Source organism: Ottowia sp., assembly GCF_016703145.1.
In the GTDB taxonomy this organism is placed as follows: Bacteria; Pseudomonadota; Gammaproteobacteria; order Burkholderiales; family Burkholderiaceae_C; genus Ottowia.
In genome coordinates, this window is record NZ_JADJCO010000002.1 from 524797 (window position 1) to 547931 (window position 23135).

Annotated in this window: 21 protein-coding genes; 10 read left to right on the plus strand and 11 right to left on the minus strand. The window is 67.7% G+C overall.

Annotated features, from left to right (window positions below; translation table 11 throughout):
* The 7 genes from IPG65_RS02685 to IPG65_RS02715 all read right to left on the minus strand — a co-directional run bounded on the left by IPG65_RS02685 (position 1) and on the right by IPG65_RS02715 (position 7143).
* A complete protein-coding gene (locus IPG65_RS02685) occupies positions 1-993 on the minus strand; it encodes a putative sulfate exporter family transporter (protein WP_293187736.1) in 993 nt (330 codons plus the stop codon).
* Between the two features lie 19 nt (positions 994-1012).
* Positions 1013-2365, minus strand: coding sequence for an MFS transporter (locus IPG65_RS02690; protein WP_293187737.1), 1353 nt, complete (start codon positions 2363-2365; stop codon positions 1013-1015).
* 138 nt (positions 2366-2503) lie between these two features.
* A complete protein-coding gene (locus tag IPG65_RS02695; RefSeq protein WP_293187738.1) occupies positions 2504-3475 on the minus strand; it encodes a quinone oxidoreductase in 972 nt (323 codons plus the stop codon).
* A 15-nt stretch (positions 3476-3490) separates the two neighbouring features.
* Entirely contained in the window at positions 3491-4066 is a 576-nt protein-coding gene (locus IPG65_RS02700; protein ID WP_293187739.1) for an alpha/beta hydrolase, read from the minus strand.
* A gap of 31 nt (positions 4067-4097) precedes the next feature.
* Positions 4098-5072, minus strand: a complete 975-nt coding sequence (locus IPG65_RS02705; protein WP_293187740.1) for a tripartite tricarboxylate transporter substrate binding protein — start codon at positions 5070-5072, stop codon at positions 4098-4100.
* Positions 5073-5132: 60 nt separating this feature from the next.
* Positions 5133-6191, minus strand: a complete 1059-nt coding sequence (locus IPG65_RS02710) for a 3-keto-5-aminohexanoate cleavage protein (protein ID WP_293187741.1) — start codon at positions 6189-6191, stop codon at positions 5133-5135.
* Between the two features lie 103 nt (positions 6192-6294).
* Positions 6295-7143, minus strand: coding sequence for a TauD/TfdA family dioxygenase (locus IPG65_RS02715; RefSeq protein ID WP_293187742.1), 849 nt, complete (start codon positions 7141-7143; stop codon positions 6295-6297).
* A gap of 144 nt (positions 7144-7287) precedes the next feature.
* Between IPG65_RS02715 and IPG65_RS02720 the strand changes: the two genes are divergently transcribed.
* Positions 7288-8364, plus strand: coding sequence for an AraC family transcriptional regulator (locus tag IPG65_RS02720; protein ID WP_293187743.1), 1077 nt, complete (start codon positions 7288-7290; stop codon positions 8362-8364).
* A gap of 4 nt (positions 8365-8368) precedes the next feature.
* Here the strand turns inward: IPG65_RS02720 and IPG65_RS02725 are convergent, their stop codons facing one another.
* The 3 genes from IPG65_RS02725 to IPG65_RS02735 form a co-directional block, all read right to left on the minus strand.
* Positions 8369-9205 carry a phytanoyl-CoA dioxygenase family protein gene (locus IPG65_RS02725; protein WP_293187744.1) on the minus strand — a complete coding sequence of 279 codons (837 nt, stop codon included), beginning with the start codon at positions 9203-9205 and terminating at the stop codon, positions 8369-8371.
* A 92-nt stretch (positions 9206-9297) separates the two neighbouring features.
* Positions 9298-9684 (minus strand): fluoride efflux transporter CrcB, encoded by a 387-nt coding sequence (gene crcB, locus IPG65_RS02730; RefSeq protein ID WP_293187745.1) that lies wholly within the window; start codon positions 9682-9684, stop codon positions 9298-9300.
* A gap of 23 nt (positions 9685-9707) precedes the next feature.
* A complete protein-coding gene (locus tag IPG65_RS02735; RefSeq protein WP_293187746.1) occupies positions 9708-10697 on the minus strand; it encodes a recombination-associated protein RdgC in 990 nt (329 codons plus the stop codon).
* 125 nt (positions 10698-10822) lie between these two features.
* On the opposite strand from IPG65_RS02735, the gene IPG65_RS02740 reads away from it, so the two are divergent.
* Positions 10823-14536, plus strand: coding sequence for a hydantoinase B/oxoprolinase family protein (locus tag IPG65_RS02740; RefSeq protein ID WP_293187747.1), 3714 nt, complete (start codon positions 10823-10825; stop codon positions 14534-14536).
* A 443-nt stretch (positions 14537-14979) separates the two neighbouring features.
* Here the strand turns inward: IPG65_RS02740 and IPG65_RS02745 are convergent, their stop codons facing one another.
* Entirely contained in the window at positions 14980-15741 is a 762-nt protein-coding gene (locus IPG65_RS02745; protein WP_293187748.1) for an SDR family oxidoreductase, read from the minus strand.
* 110 nt (positions 15742-15851) lie between these two features.
* On the opposite strand from IPG65_RS02745, the gene IPG65_RS02750 reads away from it, so the two are divergent.
* The 8 genes from IPG65_RS02750 to IPG65_RS02785 all read left to right on the plus strand — a co-directional run bounded on the left by IPG65_RS02750 (position 15852) and on the right by IPG65_RS02785 (position 23133).
* Positions 15852-16529, plus strand: coding sequence for a DUF937 domain-containing protein (locus IPG65_RS02750; protein WP_293187749.1), 678 nt, complete (start codon positions 15852-15854; stop codon positions 16527-16529).
* 314 nt (positions 16530-16843) lie between these two features.
* The gene (locus tag IPG65_RS02755; RefSeq protein ID WP_293187750.1) at positions 16844-17083 is read left to right on the plus strand and encodes an ASCH domain-containing protein; all 240 of its coding nucleotides are present in this window, start codon (positions 16844-16846) and stop codon (positions 17081-17083) included.
* Positions 17070-17291 carry a hypothetical protein gene (locus IPG65_RS02760; RefSeq protein WP_293187751.1) on the plus strand — a complete coding sequence of 74 codons (222 nt, stop codon included), beginning with the start codon at positions 17070-17072 and terminating at the stop codon, positions 17289-17291. The genes IPG65_RS02755 and IPG65_RS02760 overlap by 14 nt, the downstream gene beginning before the upstream one ends.
* A 58-nt stretch (positions 17292-17349) precedes the next feature.
* Positions 17350-17583 carry a CopG family transcriptional regulator gene (locus tag IPG65_RS02765; RefSeq protein ID WP_293187752.1) on the plus strand — a complete coding sequence of 78 codons (234 nt, stop codon included), beginning with the start codon at positions 17350-17352 and terminating at the stop codon, positions 17581-17583.
* Between the two features lie 3 nt (positions 17584-17586).
* Positions 17587-18027, plus strand: a complete 441-nt coding sequence (locus tag IPG65_RS02770; RefSeq protein WP_293187753.1) for a type II toxin-antitoxin system VapC family toxin — start codon at positions 17587-17589, stop codon at positions 18025-18027.
* Positions 18024-20816, plus strand: a complete 2793-nt coding sequence (locus tag IPG65_RS02775) for a DNA methyltransferase (protein ID WP_293187754.1) — start codon at positions 18024-18026, stop codon at positions 20814-20816. The genes IPG65_RS02770 and IPG65_RS02775 overlap by 4 nt, the downstream gene beginning before the upstream one ends.
* Entirely contained in the window at positions 20813-21652 is an 840-nt protein-coding gene (gene rhuM, locus IPG65_RS02780; protein ID WP_293187755.1) for a RhuM family protein, read from the plus strand. Before IPG65_RS02775 ends, rhuM begins: the two co-directional genes overlap by 4 nt.
* Before the next feature lie 194 nt (positions 21653-21846).
* Positions 21847-23133 (plus strand): AAA family ATPase, encoded by a 1287-nt coding sequence (locus IPG65_RS02785; protein ID WP_293187756.1) that lies wholly within the window; start codon positions 21847-21849, stop codon positions 23131-23133.
* The last annotated feature ends 2 nt before the right edge of the window (positions 23134-23135 follow it).

The window sequence follows — 23135 nt, forward strand, 5'->3', positions numbered from 1 at the left end:
TCATTGCGCCCAGCGCAGCAGCCCCAACACCAGCGCGGCCAGGAAGGCGGTTTCGCCCACCATCAGCACCACCGGCTTCAGGCCCACGGTGATCAGCTCGCGCAATTGCGTCTTCATGCCGATGCCGGCCATCGACGCCACCAGGAACCAGGTGGACAGGCTGGTGCCCGTCTGCACCACCGGGCTGGGCAGCCAGCCGGTGCTGTTGACCGCGACCAGCACCGCGAAGGCGATGACGAACCACGGCAGCAGCGGCGGGCGCGGACCATCGCCAGCCTTGCCGGTGGCGCGCGTGTAGGCCACCGCGAACAGGATCACCGGCACCAGGCAGGCCACGCGCATCAGCTTGATCAGCGTGGCGGTGTCGCCCACTTCCTGCGACATGCCGTAGCCCGCACCCACCACCTGGGCCACGTCGTGGATGGTGGCGCCCAGGAAGATGCCGGCCGTCTGCTCGTCCAGCCCCAGATAGCGCGCCAGCATGGGGTAGAGGATCATGGTGAAGGTGGACAGCGCCGACACGCCCACCACGGTGAACAGCGTGGCGCGGTCCTTGAGCGGATGCGGCGGCAGCGCCGCCGACAGCGCCAGGGCGGCCGAGGCGCCGCAGATGGCCGTGGCGCCGCCGCTGAGCAGGCCGAACAGGATGTTGAAGCCCATCAGCCGCGCCACGATCATCGACACGCCGATGGTCAGCACCAGCGACACCGCCACCACCAGCACCGGGGGCCAGCCCAGCGCGATGACCTGCGCCACGGTGATGCGCAGGCCCAGCAGCGCCACGCCCCAGCGCAGCACGTGGCGCGCGGTGAACTCGATGCCGGGCTTGCACGGGCCTTCGCTGGACAGGAAGTTCATCGCCATGCCGAGCATGAGCGCGAACAGCATCACCGGCGCGCCGTAGTGCTGCGACAGGAAGGTGGCGGCGGCGGCGACCACGGCGCAGGCCAGCATGCCGGGGAAAAGCTCGCGGCCGCGCGTCAGGGTAATCATGGAAGTGACCTCGTGAATGTCAGGCGCCTTGCGGTGCCATGCCGGCCGCGGCGGCTTCATCGGCGACCTGGTCGTTGATGCGCTTCACGTCGGCTTCGTAGCTGCGGGCCGCGATCAGGAAGCACAGCGCCGCCAGCACCGAGAAGGCCGGCATCGTGGTCATCGCCTGCGGCAGCGACCACATGTCCGACAGGATCCCGGCGATGAACGGGCCGGCCGCCAGGCCGAACAGGTTCAGGAAGCACGCCAGCACCGCGGCCCCGGTCGCGCGGATGCCGGGGTGGACCACGTCGATCACGATCGCGACCACGGGGCCGGCGGTGCAGGTCATGAGCAGGCCGCCGGCGGCGATCCAGAGCAACTGCTGCTGGTGTGCCAAGGCCATGCCGGGGGCGCCGAAGGCGGGCATCAGCAGGGCCATGGACAGCAGGCACAGCAGCGCCATGACGTACAGCTTGGCGCGCGGACGGCGGCGGCCGGAACGGTCCACCACGGCGCCCCAGATGACCGCGCCCACCGCGCCGCACAGCACCACCAGCGCGGCGCTGATCGCCGCCTTCGCGGGCGGCAGCCCCTGGGTGCGGTTCAGGTAGCTGGGCAGCCAGGCCCACACGGTCGACAGCACGATGACCTGCGCCGAGCCGCCCAGGCACACCCACAGCATGGTGGGCGAGCGCGTCATCGCCCCCACGATGGCGCGCACCACGTTGCCCGTGTTCTGCGTGGCCTTGTCCAGCCGGGGCGTGAGTTCCACGGTGCGGTAGTCGCGCACGAAGATGTAGAGCAGCGCCATCACCAGGCCGGGCACGCCCACCACGCCGAAGGCGGCTTTCCAGCCCCAGTGGCTGGCGATCACGCCGCCCAGCATCACGCCCAGCACCGAGCCGAAGGAGCCGGCCGAGAAGAAGATGGCCATCAGCATGCCGCGCATGCGGGCCGGAAAGTGGCTGGCGATCAGTGCCGAGCCGACGGAGCCGTAGCCGGCCTCGCCCACGCCCACCAATGCGCGCGCGGCCAGCAACTGGCCGTAGTTGCGCGTGAACATGCAGGAGATGGTGGCCACGCTCCACAGCGTGGCCATGATGACGATGCTCTTGACGCGGCTGCGGCGGTCGGCCCACAGCGCGATCGGCATCGCGCCCAGGGCCACGGTGATCGACACCACCGACACCAGCGAGCCCAGTTGCTTGTCCGACAGCCCCCATTCCTGCTTGAGATGGGGGAACAGCGAGACGATGACCTGGCGGTCGATGTAGTCGACCATCATCAATCCCACGGTCATCACCAGGGCAAACCAGGCCGGGCCGCGCCCGAACAGGTAGCCCTCGGGGTTGGGCCGACCGGGGTCGGCCGCGTGCAAATCCATCGCCATGAATGTCTCCGTTTGTTTTGTCTATTGCTGCCGGGCCGCCCCAAGGCAAGAAGCGCCCCCTCGGGGGGGCAGCGGACCGCGCGCAGCGGGGAAGCGCGGGGCTTTTTCTGGGTGCCCTGCGCTTCGCGAGGTTTCCTGTCAGGGAACGAGGATCGTGGAACCCACGGTCTTGCGGCCTTCCAGGGCGCGGTGCGCGTTGGCCGCGTCCTCGAGCGCGAATTCCTGCTGCGGCTCGCTCACGATGCTGCCGGCCAGCACGTGGTCGAACAGCTCCCTGGCCATGTCCAGCATGTGCGGGCGCGGGTGGATGTAATGGATCATCGCGGGCCGCGTCATCCAGATGGAGCCCTTCTGCGCGAGCAGTTGCGAATCGATGATCACCGAGCCCGACGAGGTGCCGTTGCTCACGAAGTGGCCACGTGGCTGCAGGCAGTCGAGCGAAGTCATCAGCGTGTCCTTGCCCACCGAGTCGTACACCACCGGCACGCCCTTGCCGTCCGTCAGTTCCTTCACGCGCTCCACGGTGTTCTCGCGCGAGGTCACGATGGTGTGCGTGCAGCCGTTGGCCTTGGCCAGCGCGGCTTTCTCGTCGGTGCTCACGGTGCCGATCATGGTCACGCCCAGGGCGCGCGCCCACTGGCAGGCGATCAGGCCCACGCCGCCCGCGGCCGCGTGGTAGAGGATGGTTTCGCCGCCCTTGAGCGGATAGACCTGGCGGAACAGGTACTGCGCCGTCATGCCCTTCATCATCAGCGTGGCGGCGGTGCGGTCGCTGATGCCGTCGGGCAGCGGAATCAGCACGGCGGCGGGCATCACGCGCACTTCGGAATACGCGCCCTGCGGGCCGATCAGGTAGCCCACGCGGTCGCCGGGCTTGAGGTAGTCCACGCCCGGCCCCACGGCCTCGACCACGCCCACGGCGTCGGAGCCCAGCCCGTTGGGCAGGTCGAGCGGATAGCGTCCGGTGCGGAAATAGGTGTCGATGAAATTCAGCGCGATGAAGCTGTGGCGCACGCGCGCCTCGCCGGGGCCGGGGTCACCGACCTCGACGTTTTCGACCTTCAGCACTTCGGGGCCGCCGAGTTCGTAGAAGCGTACTGCCTTGACCATGATCATTTCTCCTGTTTAAGCCGAAAGTTCGGCGATGAAATCGAGCGCGCGCGGCCAGGGGCCATGGCCGGACGCGGGGTTGAGGTGGCCCACTTCGCCCAGGTCCACCAGGCGGCTGCCCCAGGCACGCGCCATCTGCTCCACCTGCGCGAAGCGCGCCAGCGGGTCGTTGCGGCTGGCCGCGACGATGCTGGGGAAGGGCAGGGCCCGCAGGGGCACGGGGAACCAGCCGCCGCCTTGCAGCGCTTCGAGCGGCGGATAGCCCTCGGGCATGGGCTGGTCGAGTTCGGGCGGGGTGGCCAGCAGCGCGCCGTGCACGGCACGCCGGGTCTGCGCGGCCCAGTGCGCCACCATGGGGCAGCCGCCGCTGTGGGCCACGATCACGATCGGGCCTTCGATGGCCTGGGCGGCCTGTTCGATGGCCTGCACGCGGGCGGCGCGGTCCAGCCCCGCGCCCGTGCGCCCCATGGGCGGCACGGTGCGCGCCTGGGGCAGTTGCGCGGCCAGCAGGGTTTGCCAGTGGGCGTCCACGTGGTCGCGCAGGCCGGGGACGATGAGGACGGTGGGTGATGAAGTGGAAGAAGCGCTCATGCGTGGTTCCTGGTGGGTGGCGGCGTGCCGCTCAGTCCAGCTTGATGCCGTAGGCCTTCACGATCTGGGCGTTGCGGTCGAATTCAGCGCGCACGTCGGCTTCGGACTGGTCCAGCGTGCGCCGCTCCTTGACCGGCTCGAAGCCCACGCCGCGGTAACGCTCCAGCACGGCGGCGCTGGCATTGACCTTTTCGAGCGCCGCGTGGATCTTTTCGAGCAGCGGGCGCGGCGTCTTGGCCGAGGCGATGACGCCCATCCAGTTGCTGAAGTTCAGTTCCGGGTAGCCGATTTCCGCCATCGTGGGCACGTTGGGGTATTCGGGCATGCGGGTCTTGGACGCCACGCCCAGCAGCCGCACCTTGCCGGCCGCGATCATGGGCTTGGCGGTGACCGAGCCGTCGAACATGAGCGGAATCTGGTTGCCCATCACCTGGGCCAGCGCCGCCGAGGAGCCCGGGAACGGCACGTGCTGCATGTCGATCCCGGCCTTCTTGTTCAGGATCGCGCCCGCGTACTGCGAGGACGTGCCCTGGCTGTACGAGGCGACCGAGACCGTGCCCGGGTGCGCCTTCACGTAGGCAATGGCTTCCTTGGCGTCCTTGGCGGGGAACCGCGGCGCCGCGATGAACAGCATCAGCGAGCGCGCCATCTCGGCCGCGGGCTTGACGTCCTTGAGGGGATCGAAGCCGCCCTTGAGCACGTGCGGCACCTCGGTCAGCACGTTGGAGGCCGCCACCACCAGCGACGCGCCGTCGGCCGGCTGCGACAGCATGTACTTGATGGCGATGGCGCCGCCGGCGCCGGGTTTGTTGTCGACCACCACCGGCTGCTGGATTTCCTTGGCCAGCTGCTCGCCGATGATGCGGGCGAAGACGTCGGCGGTGCCGCCAGCGGGCGCGGGCACGATCAGCTTGACCGGCTTGTCGGAGAACGCAAAACCGCTTTGGGTGTACAGCACGCCGGCAGCGGCCAGCGCGACGGCCTTGATGAACGACAGGCGTTTCATGGAATGGGGGTGTGGGGATGAAAAAAAGGGCGGTGGCCGCGACCACCGCCCCGCCTGGCGTCAGGCCGCCTTGCGCAGGAAGCCCTGCTGGCGGCCGGGCGCGTTGGGCGCGAAGCCGTTGGCGGCCAGCGTCTCTTCCACCGTGTCGTAGAACACGCCGATGCGGCAGATCTCGCGCGCCTGCTTCGCCGTGGCGATGGGGCGGCCCAGCTCCTGCGAGACGCGAACGAGCTGCTCGATCTGCTTGGCGGTGCCGATCTTGGCGGTGCGCGTCTGGTTCCACAGGTTGTCCTCGGTGCCGGTGCGCACGTGCAGGCCCATGGCGATGCCCATCATGTTCACGGGCAGCGTGTTCAGCACCGAGCTTTCGACGGTGACCACCGCGCCGTCGGGCACCCCACGCAGGAAGTTGGCCAGGGTGTAGACGTTGGGCGAATCCATGCCGCCGCCGATGGCCACCCAGTTGCACACCAGCGGGCCCTTGTAGACGCCGCGGCGCATCAGGCGCTCCACGGATTCAAAGCTGTTCTGGTTGTAGCACTGGAACTCGCTCTGGATGCCGGCGGCCGTCAGGCGCTTGATGTGCTCCTCGGCCCAGCCGGGCTGCGCGGGCACGGTCATTTCCTTGTAGGCGCTATGGACCACCGGGTCTTCCAGCGAGCTGCCCTGCCAGTCGCGGTAGTCGAACTGCTCCAGGAAGTTCATCTGCGAGGTGTTGATGGTCACCGTCACCTGGTCGGGCTTCGGAGAAAGCTCGGCCAGCATGTGGCGCGTGTCGTCGGACAGCCACTTGGCGGCGGCGCCGTCGGTCTCGGGCGCGAAGCTGATGGAGCCGCCGACCTGGATGATCATCTCAGGCACGCGGGCGCGCACGCCGGCGATCAGCTCGTTGAACTTGGACAGGCGCTTGCTGCCCTTGCCGTCGAGTTCACGCACGTGCAGGTGCAGCACGGTGGCGCCGGCGTTGTAGCAGTCCACCGCCATCTGGATCTGCTGCTCCATCGTCACCGCGATCTCTTCGGGGAAGTCCGAAGGCACGTACGAAGGCGCGTAGGGCGCGGCGGTGATGATCAGGGGTTGCATGTTCTCGGGGAACATGTGGCCGTCGAGGAAGTTCATGAGGATGCTCCGGGGGGCTGGGGTGGATGAAATTCGAGGCAAATCAGCCTCTGGTCGGCGCGGAATAAGCGCAGAAAGCTATCAATTCAGAAGTAAATTGATTTCAGAAGGTGGGCGTGCCGATGATCCCGGCGCGTTCCATCTTGCGGTGGCAGGGCGGGTAGTCCATCACGGCGTAGTGCTGGGTGGCGCGGTTGTCCCAGATGGCCACGCTGTTCGGTTCCCAGCGCCAGCGCACCTGGTATTCGGGGATGGCGGCCTGGCTGATGAGGTACTGCAGCAGGCCGGAGCTGCCTTGCGTGAAGTCCTGCCCCACGCGCACATTGGCCGGCGTGTGGTAGTTGGTGAAGTGGGTGGCGAAGCCGCTGACGAACAGTACCTTCTCGCCGGTCTCGGGGTGGGTGCGCACCACCGGGTGCTCGGCGTCCGGGTACTGGGCTTTCAGCGCCAGGCGCTTCTCGATCGGCATGGCCGCGCCGAAGGTGCATTCGATGCTGTGGCGGGCGCGCAGCGGCGCGATCAGGTCCTTGATGTGCTGCGGCAGCTTCTCGTAAGCCAGCGCCATGTTGGCCCACATGGTGTCGCCGCCCACCGGCGGGCATTCCACGCAGCGCAGCACCGAGCCCATGGGCGGCGTCTCGCGCCAGGTGCCGTCGCAGTGCCAGGAGTTCTCGTAGCGGTCGTTGGGCTGGTCGGGCGATTTGTAGATACGCACCAGGCCGGGGTTCTCCGGGTCGCTGCCGGCCACGGGATGGTCCTCCAGCTCACCGAAGCGGCGCGCGAAGGCCACGTGGTCGGCGCGGCTGAATTCCTGGTTGCGCAGGAACAGCACCTTGTGCTTGAGCAGGGCCGCCTTGACGGCATCGAACAGGGCGTCGTCGCGGGCCGCGTCGGCCAGGTTGACGTCGGTCAGTTCGGCGCCGAGGGCGCAGGTGAGCGGTATGACTTGCATCGTCTTGTCTCCGAGTGGTTGTTGTGGGATGCCATGCAATGTAGGTGGCGGCGGCCACGCACGCTTTGCATTGGATGCCATTCTCTTAGCTTATCGTGCCAGAATGGAGTGCCCCATATTTGTGCGGGCTGAGGATTTTTACCTATGGACAGCTTCGTGCGCGCTGCGGCATTGACCCATTTCGCCGAGGTGTCGGCCACCCTGGGCTACAACGCCGATGCCGCGCTGCGCCGCGCGGGCCTGCAGCCCCGGGTGCTGCAGGAGCCCGAGCTGCGGCTGCCCGCGGAGGCGGTGGTGGGCCTGCTGGAGGCGGCGGCGCGGGCCACCGGCTGCGAGACCTTCGGCCTGCGCATGGTGCAATCGCGCCAGTTGTCGAACTTCGGCGTCGTGAGCCTGCTGCTGGCGCACCAGGGCAGCCTGCGGGGCATCCTGACCGCCACCATCGAGCACCTGCACCTGCTCAACAACTCGCTGGCGATGCAGATGGAGGACGCCGGCCCGCTGGTGTTCATGCGCGAGGAGGTCATGTCGGCCATGCCTGCGCGGCAGTCGATCGAGTTGGCCATCGGCGTCATCCATCGCACGTGCGCGGCGCTGATGGGTGAGGGCTGGCGCCCGCGGAGCGTGAACTTCAGCCACGCCGCGCCGGCCAGCCTGGCCGATCACCACCAGGTGTTCCGCTGCCCGGTGGAGTTCAACGCCGACTTCAACGGCATGGTGTTCCGCGCCGCCGACCTGGACGTGCCCAACCCCACGGCCGACCCCGGCCTGGCGCGCTACGCCAAGACGCTGCTGGAGAACGTGCCCAGCCTGGGCGGCGGCTCCGTCGGCCGCGAGGTGCGCCGCGCCGTGTACCTGATGCTGCCCTCGGGTCGCGCCACCTGCGAATCGGTCGCGCAGAGCCTGGGCCGCAGCCTGCGCACCCTGCAGCGCGAGCTGGACGAGGAGGGCACGAGCTTCACCGCGCTGCTGGCCGAGGTGCGGCAAAACCTGGCGCAGCGCTACATCGAGAACCCGCGCTACAGCCTGGCCCACGTGGCCGAGCTGCTGGGCTACAGCACGCACAGCGCCTTCACGCGCTGGTTCGCGCTGCAGTTCGGCCAGTCGCCGGCCACCTGGCGCCGCCAGTCCCTGGCGCCCGGGCGGCGCGGACAGCCGCGCCCCGCGGACGCGCCAGCACTCATTGAAGACCCCCCTTCCGCGCGGCGCGCTCCGGAATGAGCGCTCAGGCCCGCCACAGCAGCGGGAACAGCGCATCCTCCATCGGCGCGCCGGCCGGTAGCCGCGCGGCCAGGCCGGGAAAGGGCGGCGAGGTGACCCAGGCGCGCGGGGCGTGGGTGGCGTCGTCGCCCAGCATGCGCACCGAGAACACGCGCCGGCGCGTATCGCCGTCCACGCCGCCGCTGGCGTGCAGGCTGAGCATGTGGAAGGCGATCACGTCGCCCGGCGCCACCGGCCAGCCGATGATCGGGAAGCGCTCGCGCGCGGCCTCGATGTCGGGCAGATCAGCCAGGCTGCCCTCCGGGAACCACTTGGCCTGGCTGTCCATGAAGGTGCGCGGCATCAGCCAGGGCCCCAAGTGCGAGCCGGCCACGAACTCCAGCGTGGAATGGCGCCGCACCGGGTCCACCGGGATCCAGAAGCTGACGTTCTGCCGCCCCTCGACGTTGTAGTACGGCTGGTCCTGGTGCCAGGGCGTGCGCTGGCGCGTGCCGGGCTCCTTGGTCAGCATGTGGTCGTGGTACAGGCGCACCTGGCGGCTGTGCATCAGCAGGCCGGCGGCGGCGGCCAGGGGCGATTCGGTGATCACGCGCCGATAGGCCTCGTTGTCCTGCCAGCAGCAGAAGTCCTCGATGAAGAAGCCCGGGTCGTCCGGCCGGCTGGCGACCTTGGCGCGCGGGCTGGGCGCGGCGATGTTGGCGTCGATGCCACCGCGCAGCAGGGCGACTTCATCCGCGTTCAGCAGGCCGGGCAGGCGCACGGCGCCGTCGCGGGCGAAGGCCTGGATCACCTCGGGCGTGGCGACGGCCTGGGCGCGGCGGGTCGGGTCGGTGGCGGGCATGGCGCCGATTGTGCGTCAGCCGCGTCGGGCGGCACGGAGGCTGCCGCGCCAGGGGCCATTTTTGAAACAAATCGGCATCAAGCCCGCATGCATCAAGCGCGGACAGCTATTAAAAACGAAGCAGTCCTGATGCCCGCCACCGTCAGCAGCAGCGAGCCGCCCAGGTGCAGCAGCACCGTGCCGGCGGCGGGCAGGTAGCGCTGGCGCATCAGCATCTCGACCACCTCGGCGCTGAAGGACGAGAAGGTGGTGAGCGCGCCCAGAAAGCCCGTGACCAGCAGCAGCCGCCAGGCCGGGTCCAGCCCCGGGTGCTGCTCGAACACCGCCACGCACAGGCCGACGAGGTAGCCGCCGGCCAGGTTGGCCGCCAGCGTGCCCCAGGGCAGCCAGGCGCCCGCATGGTTGAGCCACAGCCCGAGCTGCCAGCGCGCCAGCGCACCGATGCAGGCGCCGAGGCAGATCGCGAGGACGGCGTGCATGGCGGCGGCGCCTCAGGAGAAGCTCAGAACGGCGGGTCGCCTGCCGCGGGCGCGGCGGACCGCGCGGGGCTGGCGGCCGGCGGGGCCTGTTCGGTCACCGCCGTCGCCTCGACCTCGCCGCCCAGCGCGGCGACCAGGTCGGTGATCAGCGCGCTCAGCTCGCCCGTGGCCAGCGCCGCGTCGGCGTCGAAGCGGTCGTCGCCCTGGGCCGGCGAGCCGCCTTCCTCGAACACGCCCTCCTGGAAGGTGATCTTCTTGAGCTGCAGCGCCTGCGTCAGCACGAAGCCCACGCGGCCCTGCCAGCCCAGCGCCAGCTTGGTCGGCAGCTTGCCTTCGGCGATGTGCTGGCGCACCTCGTCGGTGGCCAGGTCGTGGCGCGTGAAGCGCACCACCGCCGGCTCGTCGCCGCTGCCCTTCAGCTCGCACTCGCGCTCGACGTGCAGGCTGTCGGGCAACTCATCGGGCGTCTCGGCCGCCAGCCAGGCGGCCATGGCCGCCTGCGGCGAGCGCTGCGTCTGCAACAGGCCGACGGCGAAGCCCGGCCCGGCCACGCGCACCAGGCTGCTGATCACCTCGTCGGCCTTGCCCTGGCTGCCCGCGTCCAGCGCCAGCCAGCGCTCTTGCGGGTTCAGCCACACCGTCACCTGGCCGAGGCGCGGAAACGCCTGCGGCAGCAGGGCCAGCAGGGCGTCGTCGCGGATGTCGCGCGCTTCCTTCTTGCCCGGCTTGCGGCCGGTGGTCTTCTCGATCTGGTCGATGGCCTCCTGCGCCTTGCGCCGCACGGCCTCGCCGGGCACGGCGCGGGTCTCGATCGCCAGTCGGGCGATCCACTGGCCGTCCACGGATTCCACCAGCGCGCCGTGCTCGGGACCGCGCGGCGGCACCCAGCCGGTGGATTTCTGCTGCGTGGCGCCGCACTCGGCGAACGGCTCGCGCGCCAGCGCTTCTTCGAGTTGCGCCGCCGATGCGGGCCACTCAGGGCCCAGGCGGTACAGCATCAGATTCTTGAACACGACATGTCTTTCAAACTGCGATGAAAAAGGCCTGCCACGGGGCAGGCCGACAGCGGGCATCTTAGAGGATCGGGATGTCCCGGCAGGCCGGCTTCTGATTTATCGTTGACCGCCAGGAGCACCCCATGACCGACAAGCGCACCCCCGCCCGCTGGCAGTTCTGGATCGACCGCGGCGGCACCTTCACCGACATCGTGGCCCGGCGGCCCGGCGGCGGCATCGTCACGCACAAGCTGCTGTCCGAGAACCCCGAGCAGTACCCCGACGCCGCCGTCGCTGGCATCCGCCACCTGCTGGGCCTGGCGGCGGGCGAGCCCATCACGGCCGAGCAGGTCGAGTGCGTGAAGATGGGCACCACCGTGGCCACCAACGCGCTGCTGGAGCGCAAGGGCGAGCCGACGCTGCTGGTCACCACGCGGGGCTTTGGCGACGCGCTGCGCATCGCCTACCAGAACCGGCCGCGCCTGTTCGATCGCCGCATCGTGCTGCCCGAGCTGCTCTACAGCGCCGTGGTGGAGGCCGACGAGCGCGTCGGCGCCGATGGCGAGGTGATTTGCCCCCTGGACGAATTGCTCCTGAAAAAGGAGCTGTCGGCGAAATACACACGGGGGCTGAGAAGCGTTGCGATCATTTTCATGCACGGCTGGCGCCACACCGCCCACGAGCAGGCCGCGGCGCGCCTCGCGCGCGAGGCGGGCTTCACGCAGGTCAGCACCAGCCACGCCACCAGCCCGATGATGAAGTTCGTCGGCCGGGGCGACACCACCGTGGTCGATGCCTACCTGTCGCCCATCCTGCGCCGCTACGTCGAGCAGGTGGCGGGCGAGATGCCGGGCGTGCGGCTGCTGTTCATGCAGTCCTCGGGCGGCCTGGCCGACGCGCACGCCTTCCAGGGCAAGGACGCCATCCTCTCCGGCCCGGCCGGCGGCATCGTGGGCATGGCCCGGACGGCGGAGATCGCCGGGCAGGACCGGGTGATCGGCTTCGACATGGGCGGCACCTCGACCGACGTCAGCCACTACGCCGGCCAGTTCGAGCGCGAGTTCGAGACCCAGGTGGCCGGCGTGCGCATGCGCGCGCCGATGATGAGCATCCACACCGTGGCGGCCGGGGGCGGCTCGATCCTGCGCTTCGACGGCGCGCGCTTTCGCGTCGGCCCCGACAGCGCGGGCGCCAACCCCGGCCCGGCCAGCTACCGGCGCGGCGGGCCGCTGGCGGTGACCGACGCCAACGTGATGGTGGGCAAGCTGCAGCCGGCGTACTTTCCGCGCGTGTTCGGCCCGGCGGCCGACCGGCCGCTGGACGCCGCCGTGGTGCGCGCCAGGTTCGGCGAGATCGCCGCGCGGGATCCCGCCGCCGGCCGCGGCCCGGAGGACGTGGCGCACGGCTTCATCCAGATCGCCGTGCAGCAGATGGCGGGCGCCATCAAGAAGATCAGCGTGGCGCGCGGCTACGACGTGACGCGCTACACCTTGCAGTGCTTCGGCGGCGCCGGCGGCCAGCACGCGTGCGGCGTGGCCGACGCGCTGGGCATGACGCGGGTGCTGGTGCACCCGCTGGCCGGCGTGCTGTCGGCCTACGGCATGGGTCTGGCCGACCAGAACGTGATGCGCGAGACGGCGGTCGAGCGGCCCCTGGCGCCCGAGCACATGGCCGAGCTGCGCGACGACCTGGGCCAGCTCGCGCTGGCCGCCCAGCACGAACTGGAGAGGCAGCAGGCCGGCCATGGCGCCCTCCACGTGCACCGCCGCGCGCACCTGCGCTACGAGGGCACGGACACCGCGCTGATCGTGCCCTTTCCGCACCTGCACGGCGGCGTGGTCAGCGACGAGGGCGTGGTGGACGAGCTGACCCGCGCGTTCGAGGCCGCGTACCGCCAGCGCTTCGCCTTCCTGATGCAGGGCAAGGCCCTCGTCGTCGAGGCCGTGTCGGTCGAGGCCGTGGCCGCGGGCGACGCGCCCGGCGAGCGCGCGCATGCGCTGCAGCCGCCGCGCGAGGCGCCGCGCCGCGACACCGTGCGCATGTACACCGCCGGCCTGGACGGCCGGCCCGCGTGGCACGACGCCGCCCTGATCGTGCGCGAGGACCTGCGCCCCGGCGACGTGGTCGACGGGCCGGCCATCATCGCCGAGCAGAACGCCACCACCGTGGTCGAGCCAGGCTGGCGCGCCCGCCTGACGGCGCTGGACCACCTGATGCTGGAGCGCGCCGCGCCACGGGCCATGAGCTTCGCCGCCGGCACGCGGGCCGACCCGGTGCTGCTGGAGGTGTTCAACCACCTGTTCATGAACATCGCCGAGCAGATGGGGCTGCAACTGCGGAACACCGCCTACTCGGTCAACATCAAGGAGCGGCTGGACTTCAGCTGCGCGCTGTTCGACGCCGAGGGCAACCTGATCGCCAACGCGCCGCACATGCCGGTGCACCTGGGCAGCATGGGCGAGAGCATCAAGACGGTGATCCGCCGCAACGCCGGCCGCATGAAGCCCGGCGACGTCTACGCGCTGAACGACCCCTACCACGGCGGCACGCATTTGCCCGACGTGACGGTCATCACGCCCGTTTATGGAGAGGATGACGCGAAACGCTCGACGCCACACGCTCAACCGCTCTTCTACGTCGGCTCGCGCGGCCACCACGCCGACATCGGGGGCATCTCGCCCGGCTCGATGCCGCCGTTCTCGACCCGCATCGAGGAGGAGGGCGTGCAGATCGACAACTTCAAGCTGGTCGATGGCGGCGCGCTGCGCGAGCAGGAGATGCTGGCCCTGCTGGCGAGCGGTCCCCATCCGTCGCGCAACCCGGCGCAGAACCTGGCCGACCTGAAGGCGCAGATCGCCGCCAACGAGAAGGGCGTGCAGGAGCTGCGCCGGATGGTGCGGCAGTTCGGCCTGGACGTGGTGCGGGCCTACATGCGGCATGTGCAGGACAACGCCGAGGAGTCCGTGCGCCGCGCCATCGCCGGGCTGGCCGCGCGGCTGAAGGACGGCCGCTTCACGCTGCCGCTGGACAACGGCGCGCGCATCGCGGTGTCTGTGCGCATCGACGCCGTCAAGCGCGGCGCCCGCATCGACTTCACCGGCACCTCGCCGCAGCAGGCCAACAACTTCAACGCGCCCACGGCGGTGTGCATGGCGGCGGTGCTGTACGTCTTCCGCATGCTGGTGGACGACGACATCCCGCTCAACGCCGGCTGCCTCAAGCCCATCGAGGTCGTCATCCCCGAGGGCTGCATGCTGCGCCCCCGGCCGCCGGCCAGCGTGGTGGCGGGCAACGTCGAGACCTCCACCTGCATCACCAACGCCCTCATCGGCGCCCTGGGCCTGATGGGCGCCAGCCAGTGCACGATGAACAACTTCACCTTCGGCGACGCGCGCCGCCAGTATTACGAGACCCTCTCCGGCGGCTCCGGCGCCGGCGGCGTGTTCGACGGCCAGGGCCGGCTGGTGGGCGGCTTCGACGGCACCAGCGTGGTGCAGACGCACATGACCAACTCGCGCCTGACCGACCCCGAGGTGCTGGAATGGCGCTTCCCCGTGCGGCTGGAGAGCTACGCGATCCGCGCCGGATCGGGCGGCCCCGGCCGCTGGAAGGGCGGCGACGGCGGCGTGCGCCGCGTGCGCTTCCTGCAGCCCATGACCGCCAGCATCCTCAGCAACGGCCGCCTGAGCGGCGCCTTCGGCATGGCCGGCGGCGGCGCCGGCGCGCCGGGCCTCAATCGCGTGGCGCGCTCGGATGGCACGGTGGAGGAACTGGGGCACATCGGCAGCGCCGAGATGCGGCCCGGCGACATCTTCGAGATCCACACGCCCGGCGGAGGCGGGTTCGGGGCGGCGTGAGGCGTCTGGCGCCGCGGCGCCGCGCGGAGGGGATTTTTCAAGCTTTTCTGGCCTGCAGCCCGCATGCACAAAGCGCTATAAGCTATTTATTTGGTAGCGGATGGGTTGGCCGCGGCCCGGTCACCCTGGAAACGGCAGTTGAACGCGCCCGCCAGTGCCGTGATTGGCGTGGCAGGCAAGGGTGAACGCCGCGGCTCCACAGGCGCCTGCGCGCCTGTGGACGGCGTGAACGGGGCCGGCCTCTGGACGGCCCGCGCCCTGCAAGGGAGACGACGCGGCGCACTGTTGTGCGCAAGGAGGAGCAACGCCGCATGGCGCGGCGAGCGCGGTGCTGGCGGGTGCGTAGCGCTCTCACCCGAAAGGTGAAGGTCATCGAAGCCGTCGAGGTCAATGCTCACGCGGCTTTCCCGAGGGTGACATGCGGTCAACTGCCGTTTCTAGGGTCACACGCAGCGCGCCCCGTCCACCTCGATGCACGCGCCGCTGATGAAGGCGGCCTCGTCGCTGGCCAGGTAGAGGGCCGCGTGGGCCACGTCCAGCGCGGTGGAGAAGCGCCCCAGCGGGATCGTCGCCAGGAACCGGGCGCGGCGCGCTTCGTCCACCGGCCCGCCCGCGAACTCGGCCGACAGGCCGGTGTCGGGGTTGAACACCGGGTTGATGCAGTTGACGCGGATGTTGTCCGGCCCCAGTTCGGCCGCCATCGACTTGCTGGTGACGATCACCGCGCCCTTGCTGCCGTTGTACCAGGTCAGGCCGGGGCGCGGGCGTAGGCCGGCGGTGGAGGCGATGTTGATGAAGCTGCCGCCGCCGGCCGCGCGCATCACCGGCACCGCGTGCACGGCGCTCCAGTAGATGCTTTTCATGTTGACGGCGTAGACCTTGTCGAACTCGTCTTCGCTCACCTCCAGCATCGGGCGGTTGCGGTGCGTCCAGCCGGCGTTGTTGACCACCACGTCGAGCCGGCCGCCGAAGTCCCGCGCCGCCCGCACCAGCCGGCGCCAGTCTTCGGCGCGCGTCACGTCGCCGGCCAGCGGCAGCGCGCGGCCGCCGGCCCGCGCCAGGTCGGCCGCCACCTGCGCGGCCAGCGCGGCGTCGATGTCGTTGACGACGACCGCCGCGCCCTCGGCCGCCAGCCGCCGCGCGATGCCCTCGCCGATGCCGTGGCCGGCGCCGGTGACGATGATGGATTTGTCTTGAACGCGCATCGGCGGGGCCCCCGTGAAGAAGTTGGCGTGCAGGCCCCCATGGTATGGCGCCCCGGGGCCCCGGCCGCTACCATGCGCGCTCCCACCCCACTTTCCCTGAAGGAACACACATGAACAGCTCTCTCATCGACGACCTGCTGGGCCAGTTGCAGGGCGCGCCCGCCAGCCAGATCGCCCGCCAGCTGGGCACCGACCCGCGGACCGCGCAGGACGCCATCGCCGCCGCGCTGCCCATGCTCGTCGGCGCGCTGGGCCGCAACGCCCAGCAGCCGGGCGGCGCCAGCGACCTGTTCAGCGCGCTGCAGCGCGACCACGCCGGCGGCGGCATGGATCTGGGCGGCCTGTTCGGCGCGATGCTGGGCGGCGGCGGCAACGCCGGGGGCATGGGCGGGCTGGGAGACCTGCTGGGCAGCGTGCTGGGTGGCGGCGCGCCGGCCAACCGGCAGATGGACGCGGGCGGCATCCTGGGCCACATCTTCGGTGGCGCGCAGCCGCGCGCCGAGGCGGGGCTGGGCCAGGCGACGGGGCTGGGCTCCGCCCAGGCGGGCCAGTTGCTGAAGGTGCTGGCGCCCATCGTCATGGCCTTCCTGGCCAGGCGCGTCACCGCCGGCAACCTCGATGCCGGTGGCCTGGGCAGCGCGCTGGGCCAGGAGCAGGCCCGCGTGCAGAACCAGGGCGGGCTGGGCGGCGGTCTGCTGGGCGCGGTGCTGGACCAGGACGGCGACGGCAAGGTCGATCTGACCGACCTGCTGCGCATGGGCGGCAGCCTGCTGGGCGGACGCCGCTGAACATCCGCGCTTGCGGCGCGCGTCGCATCGCCACCTGCGAGGCGGGCCTCGTGGGCGAAACCCTCGCCGCCCTGCGCGCCAGCGACCATGGCGTATGGCAGGGGTAGGGTTCACAGAGAGAATGGCCTCGGGCCAGCGTGGATATTAGGAAATCAGCTATTAAAAAAGTAGCTATTGGTTTCTTCAGCCATGCCGCGCCGCCGCCGTCTTGAGGGCAGCAGCCGCTACCATGCGCGCTGTCACCACGCCACTTCCACAACCCCCTCACGCCCGGCGCTGATAACCCACGGCGCCCTTTTTGGAGGAGACGCCCCATGAAAGCCCTGTCCGTGCGGCAGCCCTGGGCGCTGGAAATCAACGACGGCATCAAGAACCTGGAATTTCGCACTTGGAACACGCACCATCGCGGCCCCCTGCTCATCTGCGCCAGCAGCCACGACAGCGGACTGTGGCTTGATATCGAGATGGACGACGGCCGTGCCGCTGCCGCTGCCCACCGGCTGCCTGATGTGCGTGGTCAACCTGGTGAATGTCAGACCCATGACCCGCGCTGACGCCAAGGCCTACGGCATCAAGTACGACCCCGTCATGCTCGCCTGGGAACTCGAAGGCGGGTACGAAGTGATTCCGGAGCCCATCAAGGGCAAGCCCAACCTGTTCGAGGTGCCCGACGACCTGATCGAACCCATGCCCGAGGGCGACGGCTGGTTCAACTACGAGTACCCCAACCGCCGCAAGAAGCCGCCCAAGGATTTGGATTGAGGCAACCGCGGGTGAAGCGGTCCAAATATAATTAAAAACATACTTGTTGGAGATCGCCATGTCGCAAATCACGCTGTATCTGGACGACGCCACGCAGGTGATGGTGGATCAGGCCGCCCAGGCCAGCGGCCTGTCCAAGAGCCGCTGGGTGGCCGAAATCATCCGCAAATACGCCTCGCACGAATGGCCGCAAGACTGCTTGAACCTGGCTGGGCGCTTTGCCGACTTTCCGCTGCGCGAGGATGCGCCCCCGGCCCCCGCCGCCGCGGATGTACCGCGCCTGGGCTTCTGACCCATGCTCGCGCTCGACAGCAACACCATCAGCTACTACTTTCGCGGCGACCCGAGGGTGGTCGCCCGGCTGCAGGCGCTTCGCCCGGCCGACCTGGGCGTGCCCGCCATCGTCGAATACGAACTGCGCCACGGCCTGCGGCGCCTGCCACCCGAAGCGGCCCAGCCGCGCCTGACGGCGCTGGTGCAAATGCTGCGGCCGCTGCAGGTGCTGCCCTTCGACAGCGAATGCGCCACGCACGCTGCCCGCATTCGTGTGCAGTTGGAAGCGGCCGGCACCCCCATCGGCCCCAACGACACCTTGATCGCGGCCACCGCGCTGCGCTACCGCGCCACGCTGGTCACGCGCAACGCGCGCGAGTTCTCGCGGGTGGCCGGGTTGCAGTGGGTGAACTGGCATGCGGCCGATGAATCCGCGACCCCCACGCCCCCACCGCCTCCATGAACGCCGTCGAAATCGAACAAGCCCTCTCCGACCTGGCCGAACAGCCCTCCAGCACCTTTGATGCGGCCGAATTCCCCTTCGCCTTCCTCGCCGCCTTCGGCAACAAGGAAACGACGATCAAGCGCCTGCGCGCGGGCAACAACAACACGTCCGACGTGCCCGGCGGCGTGCTCCAGCGCGGCAACATCCACGTCGCCACCTGCGGGCATGGCACGGTCGGCGAAACGCTCACCGCGCTGCGCAACAGCGCTGCGACAGCCAAGGCCAAGGCCAAATACATCCTTGCCACCGACGGCCACACGGCCGAAGCCGAATACCTGCCCACCTTTGAGACCATCGCCTGCGACTACCCCAAGCTGCCCGAACACCTGGGCTTCTTCCTCGCCCTGGCCGGCATCTCCACCATTCAGGAGATCAAGGACAACCCCATCGACGTGCGCGCCACCGGGCGGCTCAACAAGCTCTACGTCGAGTTGCTGCGCGACAACCCCGGCTGGGCCGGCGACGCCCGCCGCGCCGACATGAACCACTTCATGGCCCGGCTCATCTTCTGCTTCTTTGCCGAAGACACCGACATCTTCAACGGCGAAGGCCTGTTCACCCGCACCATCAGCCAGTTCACCGAGGCCAGCAGCGCCAACACGCACGAAGTCATGGGCGAGATCTTCCGCGCCATGAACACCCAGCCTGCCGAGCGCGCCGCAGGCAACTTCCGCCCCTGGGCCGACCAGTTCCCCTACGTCAACGGCGGCCTGTTTTCGGGCAACACCGAGGTGCCGCGCTTCTCGCGCATTGCCCGCACCTACCTGCTGCACGCCGGCAGCCTGCAATGGCGCCAGATCAACCCCGACATCTTCGGCAGCATGATCCAGGCCGTGGCCGACGAAGAAGAGCGCGGCGCGCTGGGCATGCACTACACCAGCGTGCCCAACATCCTCAAGGTGCTGAACCCGCTGTTCCTCGACGAGCTGCGCGCGCAATTGAATGAGGCCGGCGACAACAAAACCAAGCTGCTCAACCTGCGCAAGCGCATGGCGCGCATCCGCGTTTTCGACCCGGCCTGCGGCAGCGGCAACTTCCTCGTCATCGCCTACAAGCAGATGCGCGCCATCGAGGCGGAGATCAACCGCAGACGGGGTGAGTCAGACCTGGGTAGCGAGATTCCGCTGACCAACTTTCGCGGCATCGAGTTGCGCAGCTTTCCGGCCGAAATCGCGCGGCTGGCGCTCATCATTGCCGAGTACCAGTGCGACGTGCAGTACCGGGGCCAGAAAGAGGCGCTGGCCGAGTTTCTGCCGCTGGATGCGCAGAACTGGATCGTCTGCGGCAACGCGCTGCGGCTGGATTGGCTGGGCATTTGCCCGCCCACGGGCACGGGCGTGAAGGTGGCGGCGGATGATTTGTTTGAGACGCCGCTGGATCAAAAGGAGATGGATTTTGAGAATAACGGTGGGGAGACGTTTATTTGTGGGAACCCGCCGTATTTGGGGTCGCGTGGCCAATCGGAAGCGCAGAAGGCGGATCTAGCCGCGTCGGCAACGCAGAGCGTTGCGGGATATCGTGGGCTCGACTTTGTCGCTGGCTGGTTGATTAAAGCGACTCTTTATTCAAAGCTTGTTGAAAGCCAATGGGCGTTTGTGACAACAAACTCAATCTGCCAAGGGGAGCAGGTTTCATTATTGTGGCAGTGGCTGTTTGACCAAGGTCTACGCATCAAATTTGCAAGGACGAGCTTTAGGTGGTCAAACCTTGCAGCGAATAACGCCGGCGTGACAGTCATCGTTGTCGGACTCACCACTGACAGCAACGCAGGGGCGCGGCTCTACACCACCGACAGCGCGGGCAACGAAGTAGTGCGCGATGCGTTCAACATCAACCCCTACTTGGTGCCTGGGAAGAACGTGTTTGTTGCGCCAAGATCAGAGGCTCTGGGGAAAGGCACTTCGATTGATCGAGGAAGCGCCCCAACGGACGAGGGTGCCTACTTGTTCAGTAGCTTAGTGCGCAACGAGGCTATCCGGGAGCACCCACATGTCGCGCCCGCTGTAGTGCGAGCGTATGGGGCAAAGGAGTTTGCTGCCGGTTTGGTTCGCTGGGCATTGAAACCCGACCTCCTGCCGCAAGAAGTTCGAATGTCCTGCAAGTTTGTCTCCGACCGAGTGGATTTGGTACGAAAGTCTCGCACTTTGAGCCCCAAAGCAGCTACGAGGCGCGCCGCGGACACACCTGAGAAGTTCACCGAGGATCGATATGTCAGTACCCCTCTGATCTTCATACCGCAACTGGTAGCGGAAGGGCGCGAGTATGTGACGCCAGGATTGCTGCCTGCAAACAGCTTAGTGTTAGCCCCCCACTTCCAAGCGACAGCTGAAAGCCTAGTTCCACTCTCCTTGATCGCCTCCCGCCTGCACCTGGTCTGGATCGCCACCGTCTGCGGCAAGCTGGAAACGCGCTATCGCTACTCCAACACCCTCGGCTGGAACACCTTCCCCGTTCCGCTGCTGACCGAGCAGATGAAGGCCGACCTGACCGAGTGCGCCCAGAACATCCTGCTGGCACGCGAGGCGCATTTCCCCGCCACCATCGCCGACCTGTACGACCCCGAGGCCATGCCCGACAACCTGCGCGCCGCCCACGAGCGCAACGACGAGGTGCTGGAGCGCATCTACATCGGCCGCCGCTTCAAGAACGACACCGAGCGGCTGGAAAAGCTGTTTGACCTCTATACAAAAATGACGGCGGAGCAGAAAGCCAAACCCAAAGCCAGGGCCAAAGGAGGCAAGCCGTGAACGAGCTGATTCTCTACAGTACCGAGGATGGCAAAGTTCAACTGCATCTGCGGGTGGAGGGTGAAACGATATGGCTGAATCAGATGGAAATTGCTGCTCTGTTTCAGACCAGCAAGCAGAATGTTTCGCTGCACGCAAAAAATATCTTTGAGGACAAAGAGTTAAGCCCGCAGGCAACTGTCAAGGAATCCTTGACAGTTCAAAACGAGGGTGTGCGGCAAGTACAGCGCAAGATCGCCCATTACAACCTCGACCTGATCCTGGCCATCGGCTACCGCGTGCGTTCGCCGCGCGGCGTGCAGTTTCGCCAATGGGCCAGCACGCACCTCAAGGAGTTCCTGCGCAAGGGCTTCGTGATGGATGACGAGCGCATGAAGAACCCCGGGGGTTGGGATTATTTCGATGAGTTGCTGGCGCGCATCCGCGAGATTCGCGCATCGGAAAAGCGCTTTTACCAAAAGGTGCGCGATCTGTTTTCCCTGAGTTCCGACTACCGGGCGCGCGAGCAGGAAACCGCCCTGTTTTTTGCCGAAGTGCAGAACAAGCTGCTGTATGCCACCACTGGCCACACGGCGGCGGAGTTGGCGGTGAAGCGTGCCGATACCAGCCAGCCCAACATGGCGCTCAACACCTGGAGCGGCTCGCGCGTGCGCAAGCAGGATGTGATCGTTGCCAAGAATTACCTGAGCGCCGATGAGATAGACACGCTCAACCGCCTGACGGTGATCTTTCTGGAGCAGGCCGAATTGCGGGTCAAGCAGCGCCAGGACTTGAGTCTGGATTTTGGCGCAGCAACGTGGACAAGATGCTGGCCTTCAACGACCATTGGGAGGTGATGTGAACCCGCATGGGTTCGCCACAAGACGCTCCTGAAACAATAGCTATCAGCCGTTATAAAACAAGGGCTTTAGCCATAAAACATCCATAAAAATCCATCGCCATGAGCGACGCGCCGGCTCGCCCCGCAAGCAACCCCACAGCGGCTTGACGATGTGCCTTACCCTGCAATGTGAAACCAACAAGGTTCCCCATGTACATCAGTAAATTGGTTCTGAAGGATGTTCGCGGCTTCTCGAACTTGTCGTTCGACCTCAAGCGACCAGATGGCAGCCATGCGGGCTGGACGGTTTTCACGGGCGACAACGGCTCTGGCAAAAGCACCTTGCTCAAGGCCATTGCCATTGCCCTGACGGGCAAGGACACGGCGCGTGCCTTGCAGCCCAGCTTTCACCGCTGGATTCGTGAGGGGCAGCATGAAGCCAGCATTGAGCTGGAGGTGGTGCGCGTTGCCGATGACGATGGTTTTTCCGAAACAGGGCGTACACCTGAAAAAAATTTTTCAGCGCACATCGCGCTCAGGAACGGGCAAAAGGAGCCCTCGCTGGAGGCCGTCAATTCAACAAAGCGAAAGAACTCCACGCCACAACGCAGTATTTGGTCGCAAGACGCCAAGGGATGGTTTTCTTGCGGCTACGGCCCCTTTCGGCGGGTGTTTGGCGCCTCACCCGAGGCCATGCGCCAGATGGTCGCCCCTGCCACCGAGCGATTCGTCACCATGTTTCAAGAGGCCGCTTCGCTGGCCGAGGTCGACCAATGGCTGCGTGCGCTGAGTCATCGGTCGCTGGAAGACAAATCAGGTGCGAAGGAGCAATTGGCGCTGATTCTGGAGGCGCTGCGTGACGAACTGATGCCGAACCAGATTACCGTGGATCGCATCGATTCCGACGGCCTCTGGCTCAAGGATCGCAACGGGCTGCAGTTGTCCTGGAGCGAAATGAGCGACGGCTACCGTGCAGCGCTGGCCCTGCTGGCCGACATTCTTCGCCATCTGATCAATGTGTATGGCGTGGCCGATCTGGTGGGCCGCGATGCGGATGGCAAGCTGGTTTTCAAGCGCAGCGGTGTTGTGCTGATCGATGAGATCGACGCGCACTTGCACCCGGAATGGCAACGCGAGATCGGCTTTTGGCTCAAGCGCCACTTTCCAAACATTCAGTTCCTCGTGACGACGCACAGCCCCATCATTTGCCAGGCGGCCGACCCGAATGGGTTGTTCGTCTTGCCGGAGCCGGGCAGCAAGGATGGGCCGCATCCGCTCAGTGACGAGGAGTACAGGAAGGTCATCGCCTCCCGGCCCGACACCATCCTGCTGACATCGGCCTTCGGCTTGCAAAACACCCGTTCGCCTCGGGCGGTTGAAGCGCGGGCGCAATATGCCAGGCTGAAGGCGAAGGAGCGTTCTGGCGCAAAGCTCAGCAAGGGCGAGCAGCAAGAGGTTCAGCAACTGCAGTTGTTTGCCGTGACGGATGAGGATTGACC

Excerpts from the sequence above, each read along its gene's own strand:
- IPG65_RS02695 (WP_293187738.1), bottom strand. The coding sequence starts at position 3,475 with ATGGTCAAGGCAGTACGCTTCTACGAACTCGGCGGCCCCGAAGTGCTG.
- IPG65_RS02715 (WP_293187742.1), bottom strand. The coding sequence starts at position 7,143 with ATGCAAGTCATACCGCTCACCTGCGCCCTCGGCGCCGAACTGACCGAC.
- IPG65_RS02745 (WP_293187748.1), bottom strand. The coding sequence starts at position 15,741 with ATGCGCGTTCAAGACAAATCCATCATCGTCACCGGCGCCGGCCACGGC.
- IPG65_RS02690 (WP_293187737.1), bottom strand. The coding sequence starts at position 2,365 with ATGGCGATGGATTTGCACGCGGCCGACCCCGGTCGGCCCAACCCCGAG.
- IPG65_RS02775 (WP_293187754.1), top strand. The coding sequence starts at position 18,024 with ATGAACGCCGTCGAAATCGAACAAGCCCTCTCCGACCTGGCCGAACAG.
- IPG65_RS02760 (WP_293187751.1), top strand. The coding sequence starts at position 17,070 with ATGACCCGCGCTGACGCCAAGGCCTACGGCATCAAGTACGACCCCGTC.
- IPG65_RS02720 (WP_293187743.1), top strand. The coding sequence starts at position 7,288 with ATGGACAGCTTCGTGCGCGCTGCGGCATTGACCCATTTCGCCGAGGTG.
- IPG65_RS02785 (WP_293187756.1), top strand. The coding sequence starts at position 21,847 with ATGTACATCAGTAAATTGGTTCTGAAGGATGTTCGCGGCTTCTCGAAC.
- IPG65_RS02705 (WP_293187740.1), bottom strand. The coding sequence starts at position 5,072 with ATGAAACGCCTGTCGTTCATCAAGGCCGTCGCGCTGGCCGCTGCCGGC.
- crcB (WP_293187745.1), bottom strand. The coding sequence starts at position 9,684 with ATGCACGCCGTCCTCGCGATCTGCCTCGGCGCCTGCATCGGTGCGCTG.
- IPG65_RS02770 (WP_293187753.1), top strand. The coding sequence starts at position 17,587 with ATGCTCGCGCTCGACAGCAACACCATCAGCTACTACTTTCGCGGCGAC.
- IPG65_RS02685 (WP_293187736.1), bottom strand. The coding sequence starts at position 993 with ATGATTACCCTGACGCGCGGCCGCGAGCTTTTCCCCGGCATGCTGGCC.
- IPG65_RS02710 (WP_293187741.1), bottom strand. The coding sequence starts at position 6,191 with ATGAACTTCCTCGACGGCCACATGTTCCCCGAGAACATGCAACCCCTG.
- IPG65_RS02765 (WP_293187752.1), top strand. The coding sequence starts at position 17,350 with ATGTCGCAAATCACGCTGTATCTGGACGACGCCACGCAGGTGATGGTG.
- IPG65_RS02755 (WP_293187750.1), top strand. The coding sequence starts at position 16,844 with ATGAAAGCCCTGTCCGTGCGGCAGCCCTGGGCGCTGGAAATCAACGAC.
- IPG65_RS02740 (WP_293187747.1), top strand. The coding sequence starts at position 10,823 with ATGACCGACAAGCGCACCCCCGCCCGCTGGCAGTTCTGGATCGACCGC.
- IPG65_RS02700 (WP_293187739.1), bottom strand. The coding sequence starts at position 4,066 with ATGAGCGCTTCTTCCACTTCATCACCCACCGTCCTCATCGTCCCCGGC.
- IPG65_RS02725 (WP_293187744.1), bottom strand. The coding sequence starts at position 9,205 with ATGCCCGCCACCGACCCGACCCGCCGCGCCCAGGCCGTCGCCACGCCC.
- IPG65_RS02750 (WP_293187749.1), top strand. The coding sequence starts at position 15,852 with ATGAACAGCTCTCTCATCGACGACCTGCTGGGCCAGTTGCAGGGCGCG.